This is a genomic window from Carnobacterium sp. FSL W8-0810 (assembly GCF_038007125.1).
Classification (GTDB): domain Bacteria; phylum Bacillota; class Bacilli; order Lactobacillales; family Carnobacteriaceae; genus Carnobacterium_B; species Carnobacterium_B inhibens.
The window spans coordinates 1,444,406-1,470,341 of record NZ_JBBOWO010000001.1; the positions used below are offsets into that span (position 1 = coordinate 1,444,406).

A 25,936-nucleotide genomic window follows, 5' to 3' on the forward strand; every position below is an offset into this window, starting at 1 on the left:
TACGTTTAACTGATAAACAAATGACATGAAACAAGGTCAACGAAGGGAGCTTTTTTATGAAAGCAGATAAAGTAGTACCAGTTAAAAAGAATGAAAAACACACCGTTAAAATTGAAGACTTAACACATGAGGGTATGGGGGTAGCAAGAATCCAAGGCTACTCACTATTTATTGAAAATGCCTTACCTGGTGAACAAGTAGAAGTTAAAATTCATAAAACAGGGAAATCTTTTGGTTATGCAAAAGTATTGAACCGTTTGAACTCAAGTGAAGACCGTGTAGTCATCCAAGATGAAAATTATACACGTGTAGGCATTACGCCATTGCAACACATGAGATACCCAGCACAATTAAACTTTAAAAAACAACAAGTTATGAACAGTATGCAACGCATCGCAAAATTACCAGAAGTACCAGTATACGACACGATTGGAATGGCTAATCCATCAGGTTACCGTAACAAAGCGCAAATACCTGTACGTAAAATCAATGACAAATTGACAACCGGATTTTTCCGTAAAAATAGCCATGAAGTGATCCCAATGGAAAACTTCTACATCCAAGATCCTAAAATTGATGAAACGATTATCGCTGTCCGTGATATCATGCGTGAATATGGCGTTAAACCATACAACGAAAATGAAAACACTGGGAACTTGCGTCACATTATTGTTCGTCGCGGCTATTACACTGGAGAAATTATGATCGTATTAGTAACGAGAACAGCTAAATTATTCCCAACAAGTAAGATCATTCCAGACATTCTTGAAGCAATTCCAGAAGTTGTCAGCATTGTACAAAATGTTAACCCTAAACGTACAAACGTAATTATGGGTGACGATGCTATTGTTTTATATGGCGAAGACAAATACAGAGATACATTGCTAGGCAACACTTTTGAGATCTCTCATCGTTCATTCTACCAAGTGAACCCACAACAAACAGAGAAATTGTATCAAACAGTTTTAGATTTTGCTGAATTAACAGGTGAAGAAACTGTTATCGATGCTTATAGTGGAATTGGTACGATTGCATTAACATTAGCTAAAAATGCTAAACATGTTTATGGAATTGAAATAATTGAACCAGCAGTAGAAAATGCTAAAGCAAATGCGGAACTAAACAATATTGAAAATGTAACATTTGAAGCAGGAGCTGCTGAAGAAGTTATGGTCCAATGGAGTGAAGAAGGACGCACAGCTGACTTACTAGTTGTTGACCCTCCACGTAAAGGTCTTGAAAAAGAATTTACTGAGGCAGTTATTGCAATGCAACCAACAAAAATGGTTTACGTTAGTTGTAACCCTGCAACATTAGCACGTGACTTAGCTTTACTTACAGAAGGTGGCTATACAGTTAAAAAAGTTCAACCCGTTGACCTTTTCCCTCAAACCACTCATGTGGAAAGTGTTGCTTTACTCGTTCGCAACTAAACATTATTAGAAACCAAACAACCCATTCTAACGGATGGGTTGTTTTTTTGCACTATAAGGTTCCATTTCTAATCTAGAGGGTCCATGAAGAGAACCACTCTTTCGTGTAATAGTGTTATACGTAAGAGTGAGCTTCAAAAATGTCGTCACTTTTACGTCAAAGGAGCATTCACGAAAGAGTGAGCTTCAAAAAAGTTGTCACTTTTACGCCAAAGGAGCATTCGCGAAAGAGTGAGCTTCAAAAATGTCGTCACTTTTACGTCAAAGGAGCAATCACGAAAGAGTGAACATAAAAAGGTCTCACGCTTTCGTAAGGTTTTAGAATTAGACGAGAATCAGCTAATTTTATTTTTCTAATATGAACGATAGCAGTCAAACTTAAGTAGAATCCAGTTGTTAACTCTACAAAAAAAGTGCCATAGAGATGTAAAGTTGCATAAATTGAATAGCTATATCCGATGTGAAAACCTGCCAAAAGTACAATTAATATCACTGTCCAGATAATCGAGATCCATTTGGTAAATGTATCTGATTTATCCGAGTATACCGTTAAACGATAAGCAATCATCGCCATAGCAAAACCAACTAAAACCCAGCTTAAACTAATGAACCAAAATGCTTGTATATTATAGGTTCGAGCAGTAAAAGTTAAAGCATAGTTGATGAACATGGGAATGAAAACAATCGTGAATGCAGGAAAGAGCAGAACAAGTAAAGGATTTAGAAGTTGTCTTTTTTCATAGGTGTACCTCCGTTTTTTTAAAAGTTAGTATATAATGAATCAATTTAAGTAGAAAAATACCTGATTTTAACTAATTTAGTGATAATCAAAATAAAGTGTAAACGGTACCTTAAAATAATGTATACTATAGCTAAATAAAATAAGCACATATAAATCATTGGAGGCCGACATGTTAACAAAAATTCAGATTTTAATCGGTTTAGTAGGAATAATTGTAGTAGCTTATCTTACCTTAAATGAAGTAGTCTCTCCAAAAATTGGAGGAATCTTATGGACAATAATCAATTCGTTGATCCTTATTTTTCATATCTCTGATTTTAGAGAAAGACACTTTAAAAAATAATTTTAGCGAATGTTATTAAATCAATGACTAATCCTATAGAAAATAAGAATAATAAAAAATATCTAGCAAATAAGTAAAAATCAGGATAGTCTTCTTTATTCTGCTTCAAATCATAAAGACCTGTTGTAACTGCAAAAATAAAAATAAGTGGATTGACGTCACTTTCATAACTACCGGATAAAAAGACGTATGTAATATAGATATTGATAAGAATAAGGAAAAAAGTTATTCGTTTATAATTTTTCACATTTTTGAATTTCCCTCCTTCAGAGGCTGTGTGGGTAAATAACATTAGTAGTTTTTCAATTTCTGAATAAGCTAATTATCTCTTGTTTTCACCTAAAATAATAGAACGTATTCATTTACAATTAGCAACTAGTGGTTGCAAACAATTATTATTTAGTCAGTTGAACTAAATATAAAAAAGCAGAAAAACAAAAAAATAGGTTTTTTATCTATACTATTATTTGAAGGAATAGTTTTTCGATTTTATGAAGAACAAATTTAAAATAATGTCCATAAACCTTATAATGACAGTAACGCAACTACTAGTTGCTACGATGTAAACTAGTACGTTCTTTTATAGAAAAGACTTTTCATAGATAATTCAAAGAGTAATATGCTTTTACGGAATGTTCTATGGGGGAGTTTAAAATGAAGAAAATTAAGAAATCTGCTAGTTATCAATTGTTATCTACAGTAGTTTTTGGCATTGCGATTTTTGAAATAGTACATCAGAAAATTGCCTTAGGGTATGTACTAATTTTTATTGGATACTGTTTGCTTCGAAAATCTGATTTTGAAAAATAAAAGATTTCTTAAGGAGAAAAAAATGAAAAAAATGCTAATTATTCCTTTTTGTTTAGTTATTTTGATGGGCTGTGGAATTAAAAAAGACACAAATATTCAAGAAATTGATCCTGTGTCATCCATCGAACCAATTTCGGATCGGCCAGGAGAGGTAACTGTGGTGAGTGAAGTTTCGGAACTAACTTATGCTATTTTTAATTCGGTTAGTTCAACAGCTAAAGCTGAAATATATGAAGCTGGAGATAAATTAACAATTTCATTTACAGATACAGCTCTACTTGAAGAAACAGAAGATAAGTCTACACCGCTATATTATAAAGTTGAAGTTGATCCAGAATATCAGCATGAATATTTGATTGTATTAGTTAATGGCGAAGATGCTGTGTTAAATAGCCTTATATTACAATAAGCAGTTAGAAATAAATAGAGTTAAGGTACTTTTACATAAAGATGGAATGTTTTTTAAGATAGCAGGATAAACATATTTATCTAGGAGAGTAGACGTATGACAATAAGAAAAAAGAAATTCCTAGCACTTTTTATATGGATGGTAATAATTTTTGCATTTGATAGTTTAAGCAATCATTATTCGCTTTTAAATCCTCTACGGCCCTTTGGTTTTCCTATTTTTTTAATGGGAGTTATGTTTACAAAAGATTACATAAATAAGAAAGAGCTAAAAGAGAAGAAATTATGATTAACAAATTTGAACGGACAATGTTAAGGTTGATAATTTGGGTAGGGATAATTGGAGCTATAGTGATGGTATTGCTTGGGCTACTTGGCATTATGATGTGGGTTGCAGCTTAGATTTGCTATTGAAATTATTCATATAAATAATTAAAAAGAACGTATACTATGTCATGTAGTATACGTTCTTTTTCTAGTAACATTTAGAACATGGAGTTAAACCTCTAGCTAGTGCGGTGCTTAAAGATGCTTCAGTATATGTGCCATTCCCGCATTTATGAGTATGGTATTTTTCACCAGTAGGGGTTACTAATACTGTCTGTTCATTTTTGTGGTTGTCCGCATCAACAGTAGGTATAGTTTGTACGGTTGTAGTTTGTGCAGCTTGTTCTGTGGCTGCCTTTTCTTTTGCCGCGTTTTCGCTAGCTATTTTTTCATGTTGTGCCTTTTCAGCAGCAATAACGGCAGCTTTTTCCTCTTTATCTTTTTCAATAGTTGTTTTTATAGTGACTAGTCTATTGTTTAAAGAAGGTTCCTGATTAGGAAGTGCTTCTATCAATTCAACTGCATAACTATAAGTATCATCAGTTGGAGTTTGTTCAGCTAGATCAACTGCTTCTCTAGCTGAAGCTAACTGTTCTTCTCTTTCAGTTACTTTCGTTTGAATCGTTTTTAATCGATCAGAAAAGCTATCTTTATTTAATGTAACTTTTTTTATAAGAGATTGAGCATCTTCTAAGCTATCAGATGTCAATTCTTTTTCAGCAAGAGCAACAGCTTTCTCAGCTTTTATGTAATCATCTATGCTAGTTAATCGATCATCGATATCATGGTATTCTTTTGTTAAAGTAGAAACTAGAGTAGCTGCCTTATCATAATTTTCTTGATTAGGGTCTTTTTCAGCTAAAGCTAAAGCCGTTTCAACTTTTTTAAGATTTTCTTCTTCAATCTTTTGTTCGTTTAAAAAGGCTATGTATTCTTCTGATGGTGTAATTTTAACAATTTGTTCAGCTTCAGAATCTTCAATAGATGCAATAAAGGTAATTGTTTTTTCTTTTTGATCGTCTAATTGAACTTTATAAGAAAAATCTCCTTCTTTATTTTCCAAATCTTTTCCATCAACCGTTAAAGTAGCTTTTGTATTGGTTGTACCTTCAATTAAAGCAAAACCTTTCTCGTTGGTTTCAATACTGGTTGCCTCAATATCTAATGTTGCTGTGGGTGAAATGAAAAAGCTTGCTACTAAAAAAACAATTAAACTTCCTCCAGTAAGAATGGTTGCTTTCTTTTTCGATCGTTTTCTAATCGAGTTAACTAAAAGTGTTACTACGCCAACTATAAATCCTAAAAAACCAAGTAATAATAATATTTCCATTTTTCTCCTCCTCCAAAATATAATTAAAGTATACCAAATAAAAATAGGAAACGGAATCATAAAAATGTAAGTATATACGCAAAAAGTCACAAATTGATTTAAAAAACCATAAAAATTATTATATAGACATTTGTACCAGCTTTTTTAGCAGGAAATAGTATTTAAAATAAATGAATACATATAGAGTTGAAATATAGACCAATTAGTTGGTTAGATTAATTCAATACGAAGAAGTTAAAAAAGTTATCTAATGAATAATTAGGCTAATGGTAAAAAATTTTGGTATATTGTTAAAGTAGATAGTAAACATAATGTAGATGAATAAAAAGGGAGCTAAAGTATGATTAAACCGTTTGCTTTAAAAAATGGAGATAGAGTAGCTATCGTCAGTCTATCAAGAGGGATTTTAGGTGAAGAAACTTGTGCACACCAACTAGAATTGGGTGAAAAACGTTTGGAATCACTAGGACTGAAACCTGTCTTTATGCCGAATGCGCTTAAAGGATTAGACTACCTTAGTGACCATCCTGAAGCACGAGCACAAGATTTAAAAGATGCTTTTCAAGATCCAACGATTAAAGGAATAATAGCAGCAATTGGAGGCGATGATACTTATCGTTTGCTGCCTTATTTATTGGAGGATGAAAATTTTATAACCAATGTACAAGAAAACCCTAAATTATTTACCGGATTTTCTGATACGACAATAAACCATTTAATGTTTTATAAATTAGGAATGGTTTCCTTTTATGGCCCTAGTTTTATTACGGATATCGCTGAATTAGCTAATGGTTTGCTGCCTTACACAAAAGAGTTTTTACAAGATTATCTAGAAGGGTATGAACAGCGAGAAATTCGTTCTAGTAAGTTATGGTATGAAGAACGCACCGATTTTTCTAAACAAGCCTTAGGACAAGATCGTATGCAGCATGATGAAACGCGCGGTTATGAAGTTTTGCAAGGAACAGGAATAGTTTCAGGCCCATTACTTGGTGGTTGCGTAGAAAGTCTTTATGATATATTGGTTGGAGAGCTTTATCCAGATGAAGCAGAGATTTGTAAAAAATATCAATTATTTCCTTCATTAAATGAATGGGAAGGAAAAATAGTATTTTTAGAAACAAGTGAAGAAAAACCAGCTCCTGATATATTAAAAAAAATGTTGGAAACATTAAAGGAAACAGGTATTTTTTCTGTTGTTAATGGTCTGATCATTGGGAAACCCCAAGACGAAGTTTATTACGAAGAATATAAAACCATTTACTCAGAAGTGATTGATGATGTGGAATTGCCAATTTTATATAATGTTAATTTTGGTCACGCGTACCCTAGATGTGCTTTGCCTTATGGGACAAAAGCGACAATTGATTTAGATGAAAAAATGATTTTTATAGATGAATCACCTTTTCAAACTGTTGAATAAACAAAACGGCTAAAAAGTACAGTATTGAAGCTAAGATTGACAAATTAAAGAATTATACCGTATCCTAGAACTATAAAAAAGTGGAGCGTTACGAAGAAGGAGCTAGAGGATGCGGTTAGATAAATTATTGTTTGAAACAGGATTTGGTTCACGTCGAACAGTAAAACGATTGATTAAAAGCAAGCAAGTTGAAGTGAATGGAAAAACCATACTGGTTGATAATTTGAATGTGGACCCAGAACTCCAAGAAGTGAAAGTAGCTGGAGAACGAATCCACTATCAACCCCATGTCTATTATATGTTGCATAAGCCAAATGGTGTAGTAAGTGCCGTAACAGATGATAACAATCAAACTGTTATCGATTTGATTGATCCTTCTCAACGTGTTGCGGGATTGTTTCCAGTAGGGCGTTTAGATAAAGATACAGAGGGATTATTGTTGCTGACAAATAATGGTCAACTAGGGTATCAATTGTTGATTCCTAAAAAAGAAGTCACAAAAAGTTATGAAGCGATTGTAAACGAAAGGGTCACAAGTGAAGACCAAGTAGCATTTGCAAAAGGAATTGTTTTTGATGGAGGCATAAAATGCAAGCCAGCTAAACTAACCATACTAAGTAGTAGCAATAATGAAAGTAGAGTGCTGTTAGAGATTAGTGAAGGTAAATTTCATCAAGTAAAGAAAATGTTTTTATCGGTAGGGAAGAAAGTCACTTATCTTAAGAGATTGTCGATGGGGCCGTTAGAACTCGATGAAACATTACCTGTAGGATCTTATCGACCTTTGCATTTAGAAGAACTAACAGCATTAAGACCGTATTTCAAATGAGATTTTAGTCTAGTTTGGACAAACAAACCTGATTTCAACAACAGTTTGTCTACTATTAGAATAAGTTTGACTGAATTACTTACTTTCAGAATAAAACGGGTTTAAAGGAGATGAATTATGGTTATCTTAGGCATGAAAGTATCATTTCTCATTTACAATTCCTACTCTTTAAAAGATAAGCGCAATGTGCTAAAAAGTATCATTAAAAAAACGCATAACAAATTCAACGTGAGTATCTCTGAAGTTGGTGCTCATGATACGTTAAACCAAGGAGTACTAGGGATTGCTGTTGTGAGCAATAATCGTAAACTGTGCCAACAGACATTAGACCTAGTTTTGAAAGAAATCGAAGACAATGGTGAAGTAGAGATTCACTCCATTGAACGAGAAGAACTGTAAAAAAATAAACCAGAGAAGCCATTAGAGCTTGTCTGGTTTTTTTTATTTAGTCTTCTTCCATTGGAAACGGTGTTTCTGCTCGTACGTTTAAGTACTCATCACGGAAAGGATGGTCTGACTCACTTTGCCATGGTTTGACATGTCCACTATAGTGAATCAAAGCTGGTTCATTACGTGCTTCAGTGTATTCTAGGTTACCAATTTTTGTTGGGTGTTTTTTTTCCTTCGTAATGATATAGGCTTGGGCATTCCATCTAGGATGGAGCACCAACCAGCGGTCATGCAAAATAGCATTCAATGCATCTTGGTCATGGAATTTTAACTCATCTGAATTTTCAGTAGCAAATTTCAACACTTGCTCCGATATTTTTTCTGCTCGCCATTTTTCAATATCAATAATCATCATACCAGAATTGAAGTAAGTATTCGATTCGGCATCAATTTCCATTGCATCTAAACGTGCATGGAACCCAGCATCTTCAACGGCTGCTAACAAGTTATCGCCTAAATCGATATTCCAGATGTTCTCGATATCTTCTTTAGCAATAATATCGCAATCTAAATAAATGACTCGCTTGATATCTGTGTGTTTAAAATAATTAGGAATCGCAATTCTAAAGTAAGCTGTTGTAGGAATCCGATCACTTTCTACCATATCTTCAAATTTAACTGTATCAATCTGCAAATAACTGATTGAAGCATTGTACTCATTTATCATACGGTTTAAACTATCTTTAGAAGTTAATGAAATATTGTCATCAATAACATAAAAGTTAATTTTTGTTTCGTCTTTTTTAGTTTTTAAAATAGATAAGAATAATGTAGCTAAGTGAGGAACAAAGCCATCATCTGTAGCTGAAACAATTGTAATTTCTGGATCAATCATGTTGGTTTTCTCCTTCTATATACAAAATGACTAAATAACTGTCTTTTTTTGTACTGGTTGATGTGTAATAAGTGACTTAATCATAATCTTTTGCTAGTAAAGAATCAAACAAAAAGCCTAAAGGCGTATTTGGGATAATCAAAAATAAATAAGCTATTTTGAAAACTAGTGTGTGGTAAAAGATTTTGAATGCTAGTATACTGATGGTGAAAAAGACTAAAGCGGATAACAAAAAGAAGTTTTTTTACATAAAAAGGAGGTGTGGATAATGGCTGTTGGAGTACAATCAATTTTTATAAATTTACCGGTTAAGGATCTAACAAAGTCTATTGAATTTTTCAAAGCACTTGGTTTTGATTTTGATGAACAGTTTAAAGACGATAAGGGAGCAAGCCTGATTATCACCGAATCCATTTACGTAATGCTGCTTACTGAAGAATTTTTCTCTAGTTTTACCCACCAAAAAATTACGGACACATCAATGGAAAATGAAGTGATCACTGCTTTACAGGTTGAATCGAAAGATGCAGTAGATGAACTAGTAAACAAAGCAATTGAAAATGGCGCAAAAGACAAGACAACGAAATTGAGTGAAGAAGAAGAGGCTATGATGTATTACCGTCGCTTTAAAGATTTAGATGGTCACTTATGGGAAGTCATGTATATGGATATGAGTGCAATGGGAGCCTAAAGATTTGAGTAAAGACATGAGAACGATGTTTCTTATGTCTTTTTTGTCTATTTTACGAATAGGTATAAATAGGGTAGAATAAGAGTAACGAATAGTAAAAACATAGGAGTTTGACTAATGACAGAATTACATAACATGCTAATCAAAGGGAAGCCTCAAACAGATTTAGAAAAAAGTTTGCTTGCTTATAAAAAAGAACAGTTGCTTCAAATCGCTGTGCAACAGCAACTACCCATTAGAAAAAGTTACACAAAAATGAAGATTGTAGAACAATTAAAACCGGTTATAGTTAAGCAGGCCGTAGATTTTTTTGCACAATTAGATGGTCATAAAAAGGAAAAATTAATTGATTTAGCAAAGGGGTCAGCAACAGTTGTCTCTAACGAAACAGTCATGCAGTTTCAATCGAGTATTGAATCAGGCTATGTATTTGCTTATTTAGCAAATGGTACAATAACGCTTATCTTGCCAAATGAACTTGTTTCTTCTATTAAACAAGATACAAAACCAGTTATAAATTATCCGCAAGCAGAAACGCAACCACTATTTTTAAGACAAATGAAAAGTGCCCAAAAAATCTATGGCACATATGATGTCCATCATTTGGTTTCAGTATGGAATTCTTATTTTGCTCAAACAATGACTATTGAAGAAGCGACGCTATTGATTGAAACCATTCAGTAGAATGGACTAATGAAGTTAAAATGATCGATTGGGGGAGTTAGAATGGCTGAAAATAAAATGCAAGAAACAACAGAGAATGTGATTGATTTTGTAGAAAAAATCGAAGACGATAAAAAACGTCAAGATGTGCATCGGTTGATTCAGTTATTCAGCGAAGAAACAGGAAACGCACCTAAAATGTGGGGAACAACTATTATCGGTTTTGGCCGTTACCGTTATAAATACGCTAGTGGCCATGAAGGGGATGCAGCTCCAGTTGGTTTTTCTCCTAGAAAAGCGCAGTTCAGTATTTATCTCTCACAACCTGATAATGAAAAAAGAGCTAGTCAGTTAACAAGATTAGGCAAACACAAAATGGGAAAAGGCTGTTTGTACATTAAAAAGCTAGATGATATTGATGAATCCGTATTAAAAGAACTAGTCCAGGATAGTGTAAACTACATTAAAGAAACTTATCCGGATTTAAAATAAGCAGGATAGTAAGGAAGAGAAGGTCAGTTTGGTAAATTCAATTAGATAAGGTGAGATAAAGTGACGAAATTAATTATTGATACAACCTGTGATCGTAATTTAGAAATGGAACAGCAATACGATTTTGAGGTTATTCCACTTAGCATAACATTAGATGACAAAACTTATTTGGATGGTGAAGAAATCACTGTTGATGCTGTTTATGAAGCGATGCGGTCAGGAAAAGTACCAAAAACTTCTCAAATTTCATATGGATCCTTAACAAAAATATTAGATAAAGGAATCCAAGAAAATGAAGATATGATCTATATGTCTTTTTCATCAAAAATGTCTGGTACCTATCAATTTGCTTATCAGATTATTGAAGACTATAAAGAAAAATACCCTGAGCGAAAAATTAAGTTGATTGATTCAAGAGGCGGAGCCGGTGGAGGAGCACTTATTGCGTTACAAGCGTTAAAAATGATTGAAGCTGGAAGACCCTTTGAAGAGATCGTGCAACAAATGGAATGGAACATTGATCACGTCTTTTATCGATTCACACTAAGAGATCTTAATTGGCTGGTAAAAGGTGGGCGTGTTAATAAAACGACAGGTTATGTTGGAACAGCATTGAATATCAAACCTTTTTTGATTATCAATGATGGGTTTATCCAATTAAGCAAACTTGTTCGTGGAGAGAAAAAAATCTATAAAAAGTTGATTGAAGAGGTAAAGAATGGTGTAGGAGATTTTACTGATCAAACCATTGGCATTAGCCACGGGGATGATGAAGAGACAGCAAAAAAAATAGAAGACATGATCAAAGAAGCCTTACCAAATTGCCAAACCCAAGTCTTTAGGATTGGCGCGGTACTTGGTTCTCATATCGGCGTCGGTGGAATTGGTGTCTTTTATTTTGATGAACGACCAGACTGGTACCAAAATTAAAAAAGAAAAAGGATGTGAGATAAAAAATCTCGCATCCTTTTTCTTTTGTTTTAAAGTATATGCTGTGAGCGTTTGAACTGACTCTTCAAGAAGATAAAAGTTACAATAAAGGCTAAAAATTCAGCTATTGGGACAGCTGAGTAGATGCCATAGAGTCCAAAAATAGGAGACAAAATAAGAACTAAAGGAATTAAAAAGATGATTTGACGGGCTAAATTTAAGAAGCTGGCCAACTGCACTTTTCCAACTGCTTGAAAGTAACTCGCCCAAACAATTTGGATTCCTACCAGTGGGAATGCAATGGTCCAGATTCGAATGGCTTTTATTCCCAATGAGACGACTTCTGGTTCTTGATTAAATAAGGAAATAACAAATACAGGGAAAAATTGAAAGAGAAGGAAACCAGTTGTGCTGATGATTCCGCCAATGATGCTTCCTGTTTTTAATGCTTCTTTTACACGATCTATGCGTTCTGCTCCGGTATTGTAACTGATAATCGGTTGCAATCCTTGAACTAACCCGGAAACCATCATAATGATCAAAGTTGTTGCGCTTGTTATAATACCGGCAACTGAGATAGCAATATCTCCTCCGTAAGCCACTAAACTTGCGTTGATAACAATATTTAGTACACTATTCGCAATCTGTAACAAGAAAGCCGGTATGCCGGTAGTCAAAATTTCCTTTACGTATGTAGCTTTTAGTTTCATATTTTTAACAACCAATTGAATATTTGCTTTTGGCCCTAAGAAATAAACAAGCTGCCACACCATTGAAAGAAACTGACCTCCGATTGTAGCGTAAGCTGCTCCTTTCATTCCCCAACCAAGTTGAACAATAAAGATGTAGTCAAAGACAATGTTGAAGCCGGCACCAATCATCATACTGATCATCGAATTACGTGGGTTTCCATCTGCTCTCGAGAAATTATTCAATGCCATAGCGACACTTTGGAAAACTGCTCCAAATAAAATAACACTTAAATAATCAGTAGCGTAGGGAAGAACAGCATTACTCGCACCAAGTATACGTAAAATAGGTTCAATAAAAATATTGCCCAAAATCATAAAAAGAAGTCCCGCAATAATAGCTAAAGTTACACCGTTACCTAAAAAGAATTTGGCTTTTTCATTTTCCTTTCTGCCTAAACTAATCGAGAAACGTGTGGATCCTCCAACACCTACCATTAATGCAAAGGCAAGTAAGACTAAGGTGACAGGATAAGTTATGGAAACAGCCGCTAACCCTAATGAACCCAATTCGGGATCGTTCCCAATAAATATGCGATCCACAATATTGTAAATAGCATTAACCAACATTCCTATGATTGCAGGTATTGAAAATTCTGCTAATAATTTAGGAATAGACTCTGTTTCAAGCCGATTTTTTTTAATAATCATACACCTCTTTTTATCTATTATAGTAGAAACGTTACTTGTTAAAATATAACAATGTTGTTTAGTGAAGTCAATGTTTAAAACCTTATAGATACTGATAGAATAGGTATTCGAACTTGTTTTCTCAAGAAGGAATGAATTAGATAATGCATATTATTTTGTTAAAAAATAGACATCCGCTATACTAGTAATTGTAAAGCAAAACATTATAAAAAAGAGGAGATGTTAAGTATGAACAATGTATCAGATTCATTTAATTCGGGACTACATTCATTTTTTGATTTTTTGCCGACGTTACTAGGAGCTGTCTTGCTATTATTTCTAGCTTGGATTGTCGCTACATTAGTTAAGAAAGCTGTTCAAAAAGGATTGAAAGCAGCTGGATTTGGCAGACTATTAACCAAATGGGGTGTAACGAATTCACAAGAACAAGCTGACAAAACCATCGACTCCCTATCACAAGTCCTTTATTTCTTAGTATGGTTATTATTCTTACCTGGTATTTTAGGTATGTTGGGATTAGATGCGGTCGCTCGACCAATTTCTAATATGTTTGACACAGCGTTGAATTTCTTGCCTAACTTATTCGCTGCAGTAGTGATTATTGCTATTGGCGTATTCGTTGCTCGTTTTGTTAAAAATTTAGTTTACAATTTAGCTGTAACTTTAGATATCGATAAATGGGTATCGAAATTTACAAGTTCTAGTTCAGAAAAACCAGCTGCACCTTCTGCAGGACAAAAGAGTACAATGGCTAAAGTATTAGGAAACATTGTTTACATTGTTATCTTGATTCCAATCGTAACGATTGCTTTAGAAACATTAAATATTGATTCCATTTCTCGTCCAATCGTAGAAGTATTGAACCAAATTTTAGCTGCTATTCCAAATATTATTGTAGCGATCATCTTATTAGCTGTAGGAATCGTTATTGCTAAATTTGTTGGTGAAATGTTGACTGACTTACTTTCAAGCTCAGGTATCAATAATTTAACAAAATACGTTAAAAACTTAGGTAATATGAACTTTGACTTAGCTAAAATTATTGGTCAAATCGTTGCTGTAGTTATTGGTGTGTTCTTCCTAGTTGAAGCATTAAATGTTTTAAACTTAGAAGTCTTAAACACTATTGGTTCAGCAATCATCGCTTACTTGCCGTTAGTCCTTAGTGCATTAGTTATTTTAGGAATTGGTGTTGTAGGTGGAACGGTACTTGGAGGATTTATTTCAAAATCAACTGGTAATAAATTTGCCGGTGAAACGTTGAAATACATTTTAATTGTTTTATCTGTCTTTATGGCATTAGATCAATTAAAATTTGCTACAAGTATTGTTAACTTAGCCTTTATCTTGATCTTAGGTGCTTTGTCTGTTGCCTTTGCTATTGCATTTGGTGTCGGTGGACGTGACTTTGCTAAAAGCCAATTGGCTAAATTAGATAAAAAAATGGATAAAGAAAATAAATAAACAAATAATCAAGGTCCTACTTTATAAGACCTTAATGAAAAAAGTCGGGCTTCTAACTTAAGAAGTCCGGCTTTTTTTGTCTATTTATCTAGTCTACAGCCACTCTTTTTCAATATATAGATTCAACGTGTAGGAATACAGATTTTATTTTTAGTCAATTTTATGGTACAATTTATTATGGATAGTAAAGTGGGTGCTTGCATGAGTGGTTGATGAAAGCAAAAAACTTTCATGTTAAACGAATAGATAAAAGGACGGTAAATCATCTTTTTGTTTTCTTCAGCAATTCTCATTAAGTAAAGACGGAACTACCAAAATTAGGAAGGATGTGTCTTTATTTGAATATACTTACAGAAAAATTTAAAGAAGTGTTGCTCTCAGTTTTACCAATTGTTGCAATTGTTTTGATATTGCATTTTACCATAGCGCCGCTTGAAACGAGTTTATTACTGCGTTTCTTATTAGGCGCTTTATTTGTAGTAATAGGACTAGCAATTTTCTTATTAGGAACGGATATAGGAATCACCCCAATCGGGACCAATCTAGGAAAAGGCATTGCTAAGAGTAATAAGGTTTGGATTGTTGCTGTGGCTGGGATCGTATTAGGCTTCTTTATCTCAATAGCTGAACCTGATCTGCACATTTTAGCAAATCAAATCTCAGACGTAACAGGAGGACTCATCAATAACTCAAGTATACTGATTTATGTTTCGATCGGGATTGCAATTATGATGACCATTGGTTTGTTACGTATCGTGTTTAATATTCCTTTATACAAATTATTAACAGGAATTTATTTTGTTATTTTTATCCTTTCATTATTTACATCAAATGAATTTTTAGCCATCGCCTTTGACGCTTCTGGAGCGACTACAGGTGCTTTGACCGTTCCGTTTATGTTAGCTTTAGCTTTAGGTGTATCGAATTTGAAAAAAAACGGAAAAGCATCTGAAAAAGACAGTTTTGGATTAGTAGCCATTTCTTCTTCAGGAGCCATTATTGCAGTTATGATGATGAACATACTTGGCGGACAAGATGAACTTTCAGGAAGTTTAGCAGTCGATTTAACCGGTTCTGAATCGGTTATCGCACCATTTCTTCATCATTTTCCTACGATTACAAAAGAAATCTTGATTGCTTTAGTGCCAATTATTTCCATTTTCTTACTATACCAAGTCTTTTTCTTGAAATTATCGAAAAGAAAGTTAGCTAAGATTTTAAAAGGTGCCTTATATGTTTTCATTGGTTTAGTTATTTTCTTAGTTGGAGTAAATGCTGGTTTCATGGAAGTTGGAAGTGTGGTAGGATATACTGTAGCGGCATTGGACAATAGCTTATATGTCTTGATAGTTGCTTTTGTACTAGGAATCGTAACCATATTAGCTGAACCAGCTGTATATGTGTTGACGCATCAAATTGAAGATGTAACAAATGGATATGTTAAGAGAAAAGTTGTACTAACAGCTCTATCTATTGGTGTCGGTTTAGCCGTTCTTTTATCAATGATTCGTATCTTAGTTCCTGGTTTACAACTATGGCACTTTATCTTACCAGGCTACATTGTGGCTATTGGATTAATGTATGTCACGCCTAAAATGTTTGTCGGAATGGCATTTGATGCCGGTGGTGTAGCTTCTGGACCAATGACAGCCACGTTCATTTTAGCATTTGTTCAAGGAGCAGCTGAATCGATTGAAGGTGCTAACGTCTTGTTAGACGGATTTGGTATGATCGCAATGGTGGCTATGATGCCGATTATTACATTAGAAATACTTGGTTTGTTATTCAAAATCAAATCTCGTAAAGGAGGACTCCAATCGAATGAGTAATACGATTATAGAAGGAATGGACTTTGACATACTGTTCTTAGTAGTCAATAACGGAACAGGGAGCAGAGCCCTTCAAATTGCAAAAAAATGCGGTATATCAGGCGGAACTGTTTTTCGAGGATTGGGAACAGCCTCTAATTCAGCATTGAAGTTCTTTGGAGTAGAAGATGTCAAAAAAGAAATATTGATTATGGCAGCGCGCAAAGAAACTGCTGAAGAAGCATTAGATATTTTAACTGAAAAATTACAATTGAAAAAAAGAAATCGCGGAATCGCCTTTACGATTCCATTAGCAAATTTATTAGGAAACCGAAATTGCGTCTATAATCAAGATGCTCACAGCAGAAAGGTTGAGGATATTATGCATCAAGCTATATTTACGATTGTCGATCGTGGCCAAGCAGAAGAAGTGATCGATGCTGCTGTTGCAGCTGGATCTCAAGGAGGAACCGTTATCAACGCTCGTGGTTCCGGCAGCCATGAAACAAGTAGATTGTTTTCAATGGATATTGAACCAGAAAAAGAGGTTGTCATGATCCTTACTGAGCAACACACCACAGATGCTGTAGTAGCATCCATCAGCAATGCCATGAAAATCGAACAACCCGGAAACGGTGTACTCTTCACAATTGACGTATCAAACACAAGAGGATTATTCTAAAGATTGCTATCCTCTTGTTAATCCAAAAAAGATAAGATTCCTTAAACAGCCAAGGCTGAAAGTGGAATTTTATCTTTTTTAGTCTATTTCTGTCATTTTTACTAAACAGTGGATAACCAAGAGCAAATTTAGAAGATGTTTGTTCATTAACAATAAACCAGTTAGCAGCAATTTAATTTGATGATTAAAATAATTCTTTTGCTCTTTTACCATGTAAAAGGTAAGTAAATTGAAATTAAGCTTTATCTACGTTAAAATAATGAATATCAATCGAATTGATAATCAAAAAATAGACAATGGATAAGTCACTACAAATAAAGGCATCTTGTAATAATCATTACTTATATAAGAAGGCTTACAATAATTGTAGGAGGATTTATAAATTAAACAATGAAGGAACAATTTGCATCGTTTATGCTCATGGATCTGATACTTTAGAGGTTTTAATTACTACAGCTATTAGTAACGTAACAGAACATAAGTTGCAAGCAACAAATGGGGAAAATCAGTTGATTCAAACGAATGCTAAAGTAAATGTAGCAAGATGCAACAAGAAAGGAATACACACTCATGAGCATTAATGAAAAAGAAAAGTTAATTTTAGAATCTATTCGTGATAACCCTTTTATACCACAACAAGAATTGGCTGATACTATTGGTCTATCTCGTTCAGCTACAGCTAATCTTATTTCAGGGCTTGTAAAAAAAGATTATTTATTAGGAAAAGCGTATGTATTAAATGAAGAAGAACCAATCATTTGTATTGGCGGAGCAAATATTGATCGTCGTTATCTGGTAAAAGATAAGATGATTCAAGGGACATCTCATAATGTGCAATCACGTACTAACGTTGGTGGTGTAGCACGTAATGTTGCAGAAAATTTAGGACGGTTAGAAGAAAAAGTGATGCTGTTTTCTGTTACGGGAAATGATACAGAATGGAAGATGATTGAAAATCAATCGGAACATTTTATGAATCTTAAAGCTGTTGATAGAATTGAAGGCTGTCCTACTGGAACGTTTATGGAAGTCATAGATATGAATGGAGAAATGGTTTTAGGCTTAGCTGAAGTGGATATTTTTGATAAAATGACGCCAGAATGGCTCAGTAAGCACCTTTCTGTGTTAAAGCGCTCAAAATATATCATTGTGGATTTGAATTGCCCAAAAGATACCATAGAGTTTTTAAATAGTTTTGCTATTAAATACAATATTCCGATCGCATTAATGACCGTCTCTGTCCAGCGCCTAAACAATTTGCCAGATTATTTAGGTGGGATAAAGGTGTTGGTTACGAAACACAATGAAACAGCAGCTTACTTTGATATGGAAGTCGAAACGGATGAGGATCTAAAAAACGCTGTGAAAAAATGGCTAGATAAGGGCCCAGAACACGTTTTTATTTCTAAAGGGAACGCTAAAATTGCTTACGGAAGTCAAGATGACGGCGTTCATATTTTTAATTATTCAAGTGAACAAGATGATCGCTATAATTGGGGAATGAATGAAGCCTTTTGTGCAGGGGTGGTTTATAGTCGTCTCCAAGGCAAGTCGATTCCTGAGAGTATCACTGTTGGCTTAACGAATGCTTTTCAAACATCTCAATCCATTTATGTTGTCCGACCTAATTTATCCAAGAATCAATTACAAAATGAATATAATGCATGTTTAGTAGATAAAACTTTTTATGATTAATTCATGATTTTTGTTTGGCCATAAAGAAAATACGATAGATTTAATAAGTGAGATATGCTATCTTTAATGAAAACGTGAAGATAGCGAGGAAATTTAAAAATGAAGATAGTAAAATATATTGGAAATACAATAGTGTTAGTTGCAGTTCTTATTTTTGTCGTAATCGCCGGAATTAGCTTCTTTTCTGCACCAGATAGTAGCGGGTTATTTGGGTATAAAGGCTACACTGTAGTAAGTGGAAGTATGGAGCCAAAGATATCAGTTGGAGATTTCATTATCGTTGAAATAGAGCCCTATGATGCTATTGAAACCGGAGATGTTGTAACTTTCCAATACAATACAGAAATCGTTACACATAGAGTAATGGATAAGACAGAAGAAGGATTAGTTACAAAAGGGGATGCAAATAATATCCAAGATCAAGGCTTTGTAGCAGAAGAATCTTATATTGGGATTCAAAAATTGCTTATTCCTTATTTTGGATACGTTATCACTTTCTTACAAAAACCGATTGCTTTTGCTCTTGTTGTTGCTTTAATGGGCGTGTATCTTATTTATCTTTATCTCCATCCGACAAAAGAGGAAGAAACAAAAGAGTAATTTTAAATAAACAAGTGTTTATTTAAGGGTATATCAGCAAATTGTCACAAATTAGACAAAAAAATATTTATGCATTAGAAAGCGTAATTAATAAATAGATAGTGGATAAAATAGTCTGCTATCTATTTATTTTTTTGTTTTTTTTAATGCTTTTTTGGTTTGATAAGAAAAAATTAGTCATTAATTCAACTAAAAAGAAAATAGAATTGCATCAGAATTTATAAATAATACTAAAAATAGCTTTTTTTTTATAAAAAGACATTTTTAAATCTCAAAAGATACGCAATCGACCTTTTTTATGCAATAAATATTCGCTATATACTTTTTATCTTAAAACAAATGTTGCTTTATTGTTTAAAATCACATTTGTTCTTATACATAAAGATAACAACATAATTATAAATGCCATTTTAATGCAATTTGTTTGATTATCAAACCTTATCTTAAAGGTATTAAAATATGAACAAATGTTACATCTTGGCAGATGTATATTTATTGCTTTGAATAAAAATGATATAATTTGACTTCTTTTTTTTCTAAGACTATAGTTACGGTTGTTGGAAGCAAATTAAAAAATAAAAAAATAATGGAGGAGAATATAAAATGAAAAAAGAATCGGCAAGCAGAAGGAAAAAGTTACCTTTATTACTAGGAGCCTTATTAATCATCAGTGTGGCAGCATACGGGACACGAGCTTACTTTTCAGATAGTGCTAAACAACAAGCAAACATTGAATTGGAATTAGGAGACGTAGAAATTTCAACAGATAAAACAAAAGAGTGGAAATATACTCCTTTAGAAACTGGAATTAATTTAGATGCAACAGAAGCTAAAAATAAAAAATTAGGTAAATCAAAACAAGACGCTAACGTGGTTTATACTAATGTACGTCCAGGGGATTCATTTACAAGAGAGTATGTTATTGAAAATACAGGGTCTCTAGATGTTAAAGTAGGATTGGAGTACAGTGGTCAATTAGTACAATCTCCTCTACCTATTAAGTTAGAAGGAGCAGAGATAAATGTATCTAATATTAAGGTTGAAGATACACCTTTCCTAATTTCTATTAGTGGACTACAAACAAACTTTACTCTTAAACCAAAAGGAACAGAAAAATATACTGTTACAATCACTGTAGATGAACAGGCAAATAACGATTTTAATATTAATAACAAAAAATCAGCTGACTTAGATAAATTCACATCTGATTTTCTTGAAGAAACGCTAAGTATAAAAGCTGTTCAAACAAATGCGGATAATGCTACATTAGTAGATTAATAGTTAGCGAATAATATTAGAAAAAATATATTTTGAAGCAAACTATTAGGCACGACGTCTAATCGTTTGCTTCAGAATTTTTTACTATATAAAATAAATTGTGTGAAGGGGATAGTAATGGGAAAACTAAAAACGATATTATGTATGTTAACCAAAATTAGTTTACTTTGTTTTGCTTTCTTTGTGCTATTCCCTTCATTACAGGTACAAGCCGTTTTTAGTGATACGGCTAATATAAACATGGGTATCAAACTAGAGCTGGGAACAGTAAGTTTAGCTGCAGAGGATACCAATATTATTAACCCTGTGAGTTTCACTGAAGGTGGTCCCATCTTAATCGCTTCAAGTAAATTGGTAAATGATGGTAATCTGTCTGGGAAACTTGCTTATAAGATTGATGTGACAAAAGAGAATAAGCCACTGACAGCCGATGAATTAAATGATACGGAAATTTCAATTAATTTTGGAACCCTAGCGAATAAAGTAGAAGCAACTGCAACAACTTTAAATACTAATAGTTTTACTTTTGTAAAAAATTCGAGCGGTAGTGATGTCGTTATTGAACCTGATTCTGTAGGTAAAGTTCCAGTAACTGTTTCCTACAAAAATAGTACTTCTACTAAACAAGAAAAGTTGAAAATTAAAGCTACATTTAGATTGATCCAATTGAATGCTTCAAATGCGGATGCTAATATGTTTTTGGATGAAATAATGTTAGAAAATAGTATTTTGTTAGTTCCGAAAGTTATTGAAGAAAAAAGTTATTGGCCAGATAAAAGTACATTTACTAATAAAACTAGTAACAATAAAGTTACTTATAGCTTAGAAAAAATGGAAATGGTATTTAGCGAAGTTTACAATCCAAAAAATTATCCTATTAAAGAAATAAAAAATTTAAATAAAGCAGTATTATATATACAGTTACCAATTGAAGAAGAATTAAAAACAACAGATTATAAAACAGGGAAACAAATTGATACTTTTAAGTTTTATAGCAGAACTCCAAATGCCACAGGTAAAGTTAATGTTGAAAGTATAGAACTAGATGAAAAAAATCATGGTTATAAAGTGACTTTTAGTCTATTAGATTCTTATGATTCTTCTGATCCTAATAAGGTGCAGGAATATACGAATAAACTTAATTATCAATTACATCAACAATTCGGATTGGAAAAATATACTTTTAATGGTTATAATGATGGATATTATGATAATTATGCTGATATAGGTATTGATAATGACAATTATGCTAGCCGATTAGTTCTAAGTAGTGATATTCTGAATGAAACAGAAGGATGGAATTATGAACAAAAAATAATTCCGTTATCAGCGGCGGAAAAAACTATTACCATACAACAATTAAATAAAAATTCAAATTGGGTATACAAAAGTGAATTTAAAGACGTTCGATTTACTGAAGAAACTCTCGAATTTGAAGTGAAAGAGAAAGATTCTAAACTAGTGGACTATTCTTTAATTTCTAAGAATGCATTTTCTCTAAGGTTAAAACCGGATGGAAATAGTAATGAGGCTACCTTAAATGTAAAAATTACTGGGGATACAAAAAATACATTGATCATTTCCAGAAAATTAGAATTGCAGAATTATTTAGTGAAAATAAAGTCAGCTAAGATATCTTCAACAACTGAAGAAACTAAACAACAAACAAATTCTGAAGAAAAGATAAAAGAACCCAGTTCAATGATTGACAGCACCGTGCCAAATGGTCAAGTTATTGAAGAACCTATTGATGGAGATGATCAAGAAGAAGTAGAAGAAGTAGAAGAAGTTGTTGATTCTTCATCAGCTGACAGCGATGCTGAAATAAAGGAAGAAACTGTACCAATTGAAAATTCGGATCAATCTACATCTGAAGAAAAAATAAGTGATGAACAGATAAACGAATAAAATAAAATACAATAAGTCCTTACCTTTAAAACAAAGATAAGAACTTCATCTAAGAGAACTAGGAAACTAGTTCTCTTTTTTTTGCCTTTTTTTAAAATATTCCTTAACTAATGAAATTTTATGCCGATTAATTATATAAGAAGACAATTTTTTTGAAAGATTAGTTTAAATGATAAAATTAAAATGTAAGGGCTTTATATAACAAAAACAAAATCTTTATACAACATTTACACAAACAAAACGTGACAAAAGCAACGAAAAGTAGTAAATTTATTGTATGAAAATAGATTAAAATTGAATAATAGGAAGTGGTGTTTTTTATGAGAAATCCAACTGTTCAACCTCATACAACTAAAAAGAACGCAACGCATCCTCGTTTAAATTCAGTTGCCCTTTTTGGTTTAGCCTTATTATTACTCATTTACATTCTTCGTCCTGCTTATACTAGAATATTAGATGATGTAATCAGCACCTATCGTACTACTTTTCCATCAGAACAAATGGAGAAGAAAGATTCACTTAAGGTTATCGGTGATTCTGCCAGCTCTGAAAAAGAGATAGTAGAAGAAGCAAAAGCTTTGAAACAAGAAAAGCACCAAGAAGTGACAATTTTAACCTATTATGATTCTAATTTACCTTCTGAAGAATCCAATTCTGCAAGACAAATAAAATATAAAGCTGAAACAACTGATAAGGGAGTAAAAATTAAGAACTTTTATTCTAATAAAAGTGTGGCTCCGGATACGACGTTATCTAGTCAATGGGATGTTAGCGAGAATACTTTTGATTTAGTCAGTGGTGTTCTTAGAATTGAATTAATAATTGAAGAAAAATTAAGTCCAGAATCGATTATAGCTCAATCAAGAGGATTGATTGAATTACTTATGGCGTATAATGCTGAGAAAGAGATCCACTCTATTGAACTTGAAATGAAAAGTGGTAAGGAAAATTATTCGTTTGATTCTAAGGAAATAGACACATTAGTAAGTACAAAGATGGTATATACAAACTAAATACAATAAAATTAAAAAACTAGTTCTGTAAAAATAGAACTGGTTTTTTTTGAGAAGTTCCTTTCGTTGGTAACCGTTTTAATAAGAAAACTATGATACAATAAGGCTAGATTATTAAAAGGAACGCATAGAAACAATTAGATTTAGTTTGGTCAAGGAGGAATACACATGTCAGGATGGGCAATAGTTGGTGTAATCGTAGCAATTGTATGTGTCATCATTCTTTATTTATACTTACAAAACACACAACTACAACGAACAGAGATCGAAATAAAATTACCCTTTACAGAAAAAAAACTAAGTGGCACGAAAATTATTCACTTATCTGATTTTCACCTGCCACGTCAAGGAGTGTCTATCAAGAGACTAATTGAAAAAGTTGCAAATGAGAAACCAGATATGATTGCATTAACAGGTGATTTAATTGACGTACGAGATGACTTTCCTCAAGAACAGTTGGAGTCTTTGTGTCGTGCTTTAGTCGATATCGCGCCAACTTTTTCGGTCACAGGAAATCATGACCTTGGTTCGGGTCATTTGCAAAAGTGGGAAACAACTCTAACTTCTGTTGGGGTCAGAGTATTGATTGATGAAGCGGAGTGGTTGCCAGTCGGTGATGATGGGATAGTTGTTATGGGATTATCCGAAAAAGAAGACTTTGAGGCTACTCCAAAACCAATTTTAAGAGGAGTTACGATCCCTGAACCTTTGCGAACAAAACCACGTATCTTATTGGCGCATCGTCCAGAATTGTTTGAAGAGTATTTAATGGATTTAACACGTGTTCCTGCCCTTACACTTAGCGGGCATGCTCACGGTGGGCAAGTGAGAGTACCTTTCTTAGGCGGCTTGTTTGCCCCAGGACAAGGCAAATTTCCGACCTATACCAGCGGAATTTATTATGATCCTGAAATGCCTGCTTATCGTATGATGGTCAGTCGTGGAATTGGAAACTCGACTTTCCCATTTCGGGTCAATAATCGTCCAGAAATGATCGTCATTATTTTACATTAATAAATAAAGTAATGATCAAATAGAAGACAAGATCGGAAGGACTGTAATAGGTCCTTCCAATCTTGTTTTTTTATTTTTGTAAGTGTTTTCTTTTGAAGTTTAGGTCGCTCTTGTTTAAACTAAAGGTAACAAAGTTTAGGAGGCGGATAACTATGGTAGTAAGCTTATTAGACAGAATGGCATTAAACAACGGATACACGATTCCAGGAATTGGTTTAGGAACAAGTGGAATGAAAGGCCAAGAAGCTGAAGATGCAGTTTTCTCAGCTATTATGAAAGGTTATCGTTTGATAGACACAGCTTCAATGTATGATAATGAAGAAGATGTAGGACGCGGAATTAATCGTGCTGTCAGCTCAGGCGTTTCACGAGATGAAATTTTCGTTGTAACCAAAATCTGGAAAACGGATGCTGGGTTTGATAATGCTATCCAATCTTTTGAAGCAAGTTTAGAACGGTTAAATCAACCCTATGTAGACTTATTGTTGATTCATTGGCCGGATAAAGATGACGCTGTAAACTTAGATACATGGAGAGCTTTAGAAGATATCTATGAATCTAACAGAGCAAGATCAATTGGTGTATCAAACTTTAGCAGAGGCGATTTGGCTGAACTATTAAAAGAAGCAAAAGTACGTCCAGCAATTAACCAGTTTGAAGTTTATCCAGGTAACCCAAATCAAGACTTAAACGACTATTGTGATTCTGAAAATATTGTAACGATGGCATACAGCCCATTGAAAAGAGGAAATGTCAGCAAAGAACGCCATTTAACAACGATTGGCGAAAAGTATGGCAAGACGCCTTCGCAAGTAGCTTTACGCTGGGATATCCAACGAGACGTTATTCCAATTCCAAAATCTAGTAACAAAGATCGGATGCAAGAAAATGCTGAAGTCTTTGACTTCGTATTATCAGATGAAGATATGAATACGATTAATGGTTTAGATAAACAAAATAGAGACCGAAATCCGAATGGGATGGTTCGTTCTGGAGATGTAAAAGGACGGACAAGTCGCGAAAACAGACAAGGACGTCGGTAAAAAGTAAAAGGCCAACCATTACAAAATAATTAACTAAATAAAAGAATAACTGACACCATATAGTGTGAATAACTTTTAAACCAATGAGAGTGAGACAAAAAGTGTTTAGACCCGAATCACTGGAACGAATAAGCGCAGTATGGTCATCGACCATCGAGCATTGTTCGCGAAGTGGACGTCGGGTCTACTTTTTGGAACACGTTTTAGAATAGAGATTCGTATATAAAGAATAGGCTGAGATTTTTTCCCCCAGCCTATTTGGTTTTTTTGCAAATATAAAAGATGGATACCAAAGTAACATCAATCGAAAGAAGCAACTTGCTAA

27 protein-coding genes are annotated in these 25,936 nt (G+C 33.5%); 22 read left to right on the top strand and 5 right to left on the bottom strand.

The window, feature by feature from the left end; all coding sequences use genetic code 11:
- Positions 1–56: 56 nt before the first annotated feature.
- Positions 57–1,433 (top strand): 23S rRNA (uracil(1939)-C(5))-methyltransferase RlmD, encoded by a 1,377-nt coding sequence (gene rlmD / locus NST49_RS06985; RefSeq protein WP_341047681.1) that lies wholly within the window; start codon positions 57–59, stop codon positions 1,431–1,433.
- A gap of 256 nt (positions 1,434–1,689) precedes the next feature.
- Here the strand turns inward: rlmD and NST49_RS06990 are convergent, their stop codons facing one another.
- A complete protein-coding gene (locus NST49_RS06990) occupies positions 1,690–2,103 on the bottom strand; it encodes a hypothetical protein (protein ID WP_341047684.1) in 414 nt (137 codons plus the stop codon).
- Between the two features lie 241 nt (positions 2,104–2,344).
- On the opposite strand from NST49_RS06990, the gene NST49_RS06995 reads away from it, so the two are divergent.
- Positions 2,345–2,518 carry a hypothetical protein gene (locus NST49_RS06995; RefSeq protein ID WP_341047685.1) on the top strand — a complete coding sequence of 58 codons (174 nt, stop codon included), beginning with the start codon at positions 2,345–2,347 and terminating at the stop codon, positions 2,516–2,518.
- Here the strand turns inward: NST49_RS06995 and NST49_RS07000 are convergent.
- On the bottom strand, positions 2,508–2,765 hold the full coding sequence (locus NST49_RS07000) for a hypothetical protein (protein ID WP_341047687.1): 258 nt from the start codon (positions 2,763–2,765) through the stop codon (positions 2,508–2,510). The genes NST49_RS06995 and NST49_RS07000 overlap by 11 nt on opposite strands.
- A 407-nt stretch (positions 2,766–3,172) precedes the next feature.
- Between NST49_RS07000 and NST49_RS07005 the strand changes: the two genes are divergently transcribed.
- The 3 genes from NST49_RS07005 to NST49_RS07015 all read left to right on the top strand — a co-directional run bounded on the left by NST49_RS07005 (position 3,173) and on the right by NST49_RS07015 (position 4,025).
- Positions 3,173–3,328, top strand: coding sequence for a hypothetical protein (locus NST49_RS07005; RefSeq protein WP_187948962.1), 156 nt, complete (start codon positions 3,173–3,175; stop codon positions 3,326–3,328).
- Between the two features lie 22 nt (positions 3,329–3,350).
- Positions 3,351–3,737 (top strand): hypothetical protein, encoded by a 387-nt coding sequence (locus tag NST49_RS07010; protein ID WP_341047689.1) that lies wholly within the window; start codon positions 3,351–3,353, stop codon positions 3,735–3,737.
- A gap of 96 nt (positions 3,738–3,833) precedes the next feature.
- Positions 3,834–4,025 carry a hypothetical protein gene (locus NST49_RS07015; protein WP_034537087.1) on the top strand — a complete coding sequence of 64 codons (192 nt, stop codon included), beginning with the start codon at positions 3,834–3,836 and terminating at the stop codon, positions 4,023–4,025.
- A 186-nt stretch (positions 4,026–4,211) separates the two neighbouring features.
- Here NST49_RS07015 and NST49_RS07020 read toward each other — a convergent pair whose 3' ends face one another.
- Positions 4,212–5,393, bottom strand: a complete 1,182-nt coding sequence (locus tag NST49_RS07020; protein ID WP_341047690.1) for a hypothetical protein — start codon at positions 5,391–5,393, stop codon at positions 4,212–4,214.
- Positions 5,394–5,733: 340 nt separating this feature from the next.
- On the opposite strand from NST49_RS07020, the gene NST49_RS07025 reads away from it, so the two are divergent.
- The 3 genes from NST49_RS07025 (at position 5,734) to NST49_RS07035 (ending at position 8,044) form a co-directional block, all read left to right on the top strand.
- Positions 5,734–6,816: a S66 family peptidase gene (locus NST49_RS07025; RefSeq protein WP_341047691.1), complete on the top strand. Its 1,083-nt coding sequence runs from the start codon at positions 5,734–5,736 to the stop codon at positions 6,814–6,816.
- A 109-nt stretch (positions 6,817–6,925) separates the two neighbouring features.
- Positions 6,926–7,645 carry a pseudouridine synthase gene (locus NST49_RS07030; protein ID WP_187948964.1) on the top strand — a complete coding sequence of 240 codons (720 nt, stop codon included), beginning with the start codon at positions 6,926–6,928 and terminating at the stop codon, positions 7,643–7,645.
- Between the two features lie 117 nt (positions 7,646–7,762).
- Complete coding sequence (locus NST49_RS07035) at positions 7,763–8,044, top strand: DUF503 domain-containing protein (RefSeq protein ID WP_023178487.1); 282 nt, start codon at positions 7,763–7,765, stop codon at positions 8,042–8,044.
- 46 nt (positions 8,045–8,090) lie between these two features.
- Here the strand turns inward: NST49_RS07035 and NST49_RS07040 are convergent, their stop codons facing one another.
- Entirely contained in the window at positions 8,091–8,930 is an 840-nt protein-coding gene (locus NST49_RS07040) for a glycosyltransferase family 8 protein (RefSeq protein ID WP_341047693.1), read from the bottom strand.
- Between the two features lie 268 nt (positions 8,931–9,198).
- On the opposite strand from NST49_RS07040, the gene NST49_RS07045 reads away from it, so the two are divergent.
- The 4 genes from NST49_RS07045 (at position 9,199) to NST49_RS07060 (ending at position 11,706) form a co-directional block, all read left to right on the top strand.
- Positions 9,199–9,621 (top strand): VOC family protein, encoded by a 423-nt coding sequence (locus NST49_RS07045; protein ID WP_341047694.1) that lies wholly within the window; start codon positions 9,199–9,201, stop codon positions 9,619–9,621.
- A 117-nt stretch (positions 9,622–9,738) separates the two neighbouring features.
- Positions 9,739–10,305, top strand: coding sequence for a hypothetical protein (locus NST49_RS07050; RefSeq protein WP_341047695.1), 567 nt, complete (start codon positions 9,739–9,741; stop codon positions 10,303–10,305).
- 42 nt (positions 10,306–10,347) lie between these two features.
- Positions 10,348–10,776: a DUF1801 domain-containing protein gene (locus NST49_RS07055; protein ID WP_341047696.1), complete on the top strand. Its 429-nt coding sequence runs from the start codon at positions 10,348–10,350 to the stop codon at positions 10,774–10,776.
- A gap of 60 nt (positions 10,777–10,836) precedes the next feature.
- Positions 10,837–11,706 carry a DegV family protein gene (locus tag NST49_RS07060; protein ID WP_341047697.1) on the top strand — a complete coding sequence of 290 codons (870 nt, stop codon included), beginning with the start codon at positions 10,837–10,839 and terminating at the stop codon, positions 11,704–11,706.
- A 50-nt stretch (positions 11,707–11,756) separates the two neighbouring features.
- Here NST49_RS07060 and NST49_RS07065 read toward each other — a convergent pair whose 3' ends face one another.
- Positions 11,757–13,106 (bottom strand): MATE family efflux transporter, encoded by a 1,350-nt coding sequence (locus NST49_RS07065; RefSeq protein ID WP_341047698.1) that lies wholly within the window; start codon positions 13,104–13,106, stop codon positions 11,757–11,759.
- A 228-nt stretch (positions 13,107–13,334) separates the two neighbouring features.
- On the opposite strand from NST49_RS07065, the gene NST49_RS07070 reads away from it, so the two are divergent.
- The 10 genes from NST49_RS07070 to NST49_RS07115 all read left to right on the top strand — a co-directional run bounded on the left by NST49_RS07070 (position 13,335) and on the right by NST49_RS07115 (position 25,611).
- Entirely contained in the window at positions 13,335–14,570 is a 1,236-nt protein-coding gene (locus NST49_RS07070) for a mechanosensitive ion channel (RefSeq protein ID WP_341047699.1), read from the top strand.
- A gap of 338 nt (positions 14,571–14,908) precedes the next feature.
- Positions 14,909–16,399, top strand: coding sequence for a DUF1538 domain-containing protein (locus NST49_RS07075; protein ID WP_341047700.1), 1,491 nt, complete (start codon positions 14,909–14,911; stop codon positions 16,397–16,399).
- Positions 16,392–17,060 carry a P-II family nitrogen regulator gene (locus NST49_RS07080; protein WP_341047701.1) on the top strand — a complete coding sequence of 223 codons (669 nt, stop codon included), beginning with the start codon at positions 16,392–16,394 and terminating at the stop codon, positions 17,058–17,060. The genes NST49_RS07075 and NST49_RS07080 overlap by 8 nt, the downstream gene beginning before the upstream one ends.
- Positions 17,061–17,630: 570 nt before the next feature.
- A complete protein-coding gene (locus tag NST49_RS07085; RefSeq protein WP_341047703.1) occupies positions 17,631–18,755 on the top strand; it encodes a carbohydrate kinase in 1,125 nt (374 codons plus the stop codon).
- A 99-nt stretch (positions 18,756–18,854) separates the two neighbouring features.
- A complete protein-coding gene (locus NST49_RS07090; protein ID WP_341047705.1) occupies positions 18,855–19,355 on the top strand; it encodes a signal peptidase I in 501 nt (166 codons plus the stop codon).
- 603 nt (positions 19,356–19,958) lie between these two features.
- Entirely contained in the window at positions 19,959–20,633 is a 675-nt protein-coding gene (locus NST49_RS07095) for a hypothetical protein (RefSeq protein ID WP_341047707.1), read from the top strand.
- A gap of 117 nt (positions 20,634–20,750) precedes the next feature.
- The gene (locus tag NST49_RS07100) at positions 20,751–22,541 is read left to right on the top strand and encodes a hypothetical protein (RefSeq protein ID WP_341047708.1); all 1,791 of its coding nucleotides are present in this window, start codon (positions 20,751–20,753) and stop codon (positions 22,539–22,541) included.
- Positions 22,542–22,861: 320 nt separating this feature from the next.
- The gene (locus NST49_RS07105; RefSeq protein ID WP_341047710.1) at positions 22,862–23,554 is read left to right on the top strand and encodes a hypothetical protein; all 693 of its coding nucleotides are present in this window, start codon (positions 22,862–22,864) and stop codon (positions 23,552–23,554) included.
- A 168-nt stretch (positions 23,555–23,722) separates the two neighbouring features.
- Positions 23,723–24,568, top strand: a complete 846-nt coding sequence (locus NST49_RS07110) for a metallophosphoesterase (protein ID WP_341047711.1) — start codon at positions 23,723–23,725, stop codon at positions 24,566–24,568.
- Between the two features lie 152 nt (positions 24,569–24,720).
- Positions 24,721–25,611 carry an aldo/keto reductase gene (locus NST49_RS07115; protein WP_341047713.1) on the top strand — a complete coding sequence of 297 codons (891 nt, stop codon included), beginning with the start codon at positions 24,721–24,723 and terminating at the stop codon, positions 25,609–25,611.
- Positions 25,612–25,936 lie beyond the last annotated feature (325 nt).

Coding starts and splice junctions, on each gene's coding strand:
- NST49_RS07115 (WP_341047713.1), top strand. CDS start 24,721: ATGGTAGTAAGCTTATTAGACAGAATGGCATTAAACAACGGATACACG.
- NST49_RS07070 (WP_341047699.1), top strand. CDS start 13,335: ATGAACAATGTATCAGATTCATTTAATTCGGGACTACATTCATTTTTT.
- NST49_RS07110 (WP_341047711.1), top strand. CDS start 23,723: ATGTCAGGATGGGCAATAGTTGGTGTAATCGTAGCAATTGTATGTGTC.
- NST49_RS07080 (WP_341047701.1), top strand. CDS start 16,392: ATGAGTAATACGATTATAGAAGGAATGGACTTTGACATACTGTTCTTA.
- NST49_RS07035 (WP_023178487.1), top strand. CDS start 7,763: ATGGTTATCTTAGGCATGAAAGTATCATTTCTCATTTACAATTCCTAC.
- NST49_RS07015 (WP_034537087.1), top strand. CDS start 3,834: ATGACAATAAGAAAAAAGAAATTCCTAGCACTTTTTATATGGATGGTA.
- NST49_RS07045 (WP_341047694.1), top strand. CDS start 9,199: ATGGCTGTTGGAGTACAATCAATTTTTATAAATTTACCGGTTAAGGAT.
- NST49_RS06990 (WP_341047684.1), bottom strand. CDS start 2,103: ATGTTCATCAACTATGCTTTAACTTTTACTGCTCGAACCTATAATATA.
- NST49_RS07095 (WP_341047707.1), top strand. CDS start 19,959: ATGAAAAAAGAATCGGCAAGCAGAAGGAAAAAGTTACCTTTATTACTA.
- NST49_RS07055 (WP_341047696.1), top strand. CDS start 10,348: ATGGCTGAAAATAAAATGCAAGAAACAACAGAGAATGTGATTGATTTT.
- NST49_RS07005 (WP_187948962.1), top strand. CDS start 3,173: ATGAAGAAAATTAAGAAATCTGCTAGTTATCAATTGTTATCTACAGTA.
- NST49_RS07105 (WP_341047710.1), top strand. CDS start 22,862: ATGAGAAATCCAACTGTTCAACCTCATACAACTAAAAAGAACGCAACG.
- NST49_RS07100 (WP_341047708.1), top strand. CDS start 20,751: ATGGGAAAACTAAAAACGATATTATGTATGTTAACCAAAATTAGTTTA.
- NST49_RS06995 (WP_341047685.1), top strand. CDS start 2,345: ATGTTAACAAAAATTCAGATTTTAATCGGTTTAGTAGGAATAATTGTA.
- NST49_RS07090 (WP_341047705.1), top strand. CDS start 18,855: ATGAAGATAGTAAAATATATTGGAAATACAATAGTGTTAGTTGCAGTT.
- NST49_RS07065 (WP_341047698.1), bottom strand. CDS start 13,106: ATGATTATTAAAAAAAATCGGCTTGAAACAGAGTCTATTCCTAAATTA.
- NST49_RS07010 (WP_341047689.1), top strand. CDS start 3,351: ATGAAAAAAATGCTAATTATTCCTTTTTGTTTAGTTATTTTGATGGGC.
- NST49_RS07085 (WP_341047703.1), top strand. CDS start 17,631: ATGAGCATTAATGAAAAAGAAAAGTTAATTTTAGAATCTATTCGTGAT.
- rlmD (WP_341047681.1), top strand. CDS start 57: ATGAAAGCAGATAAAGTAGTACCAGTTAAAAAGAATGAAAAACACACC.
- NST49_RS07020 (WP_341047690.1), bottom strand. CDS start 5,393: ATGGAAATATTATTATTACTTGGTTTTTTAGGATTTATAGTTGGCGTA.
- NST49_RS07025 (WP_341047691.1), top strand. CDS start 5,734: ATGATTAAACCGTTTGCTTTAAAAAATGGAGATAGAGTAGCTATCGTC.
- NST49_RS07040 (WP_341047693.1), bottom strand. CDS start 8,930: ATGATTGATCCAGAAATTACAATTGTTTCAGCTACAGATGATGGCTTT.
- NST49_RS07050 (WP_341047695.1), top strand. CDS start 9,739: ATGACAGAATTACATAACATGCTAATCAAAGGGAAGCCTCAAACAGAT.
- NST49_RS07030 (WP_187948964.1), top strand. CDS start 6,926: ATGCGGTTAGATAAATTATTGTTTGAAACAGGATTTGGTTCACGTCGA.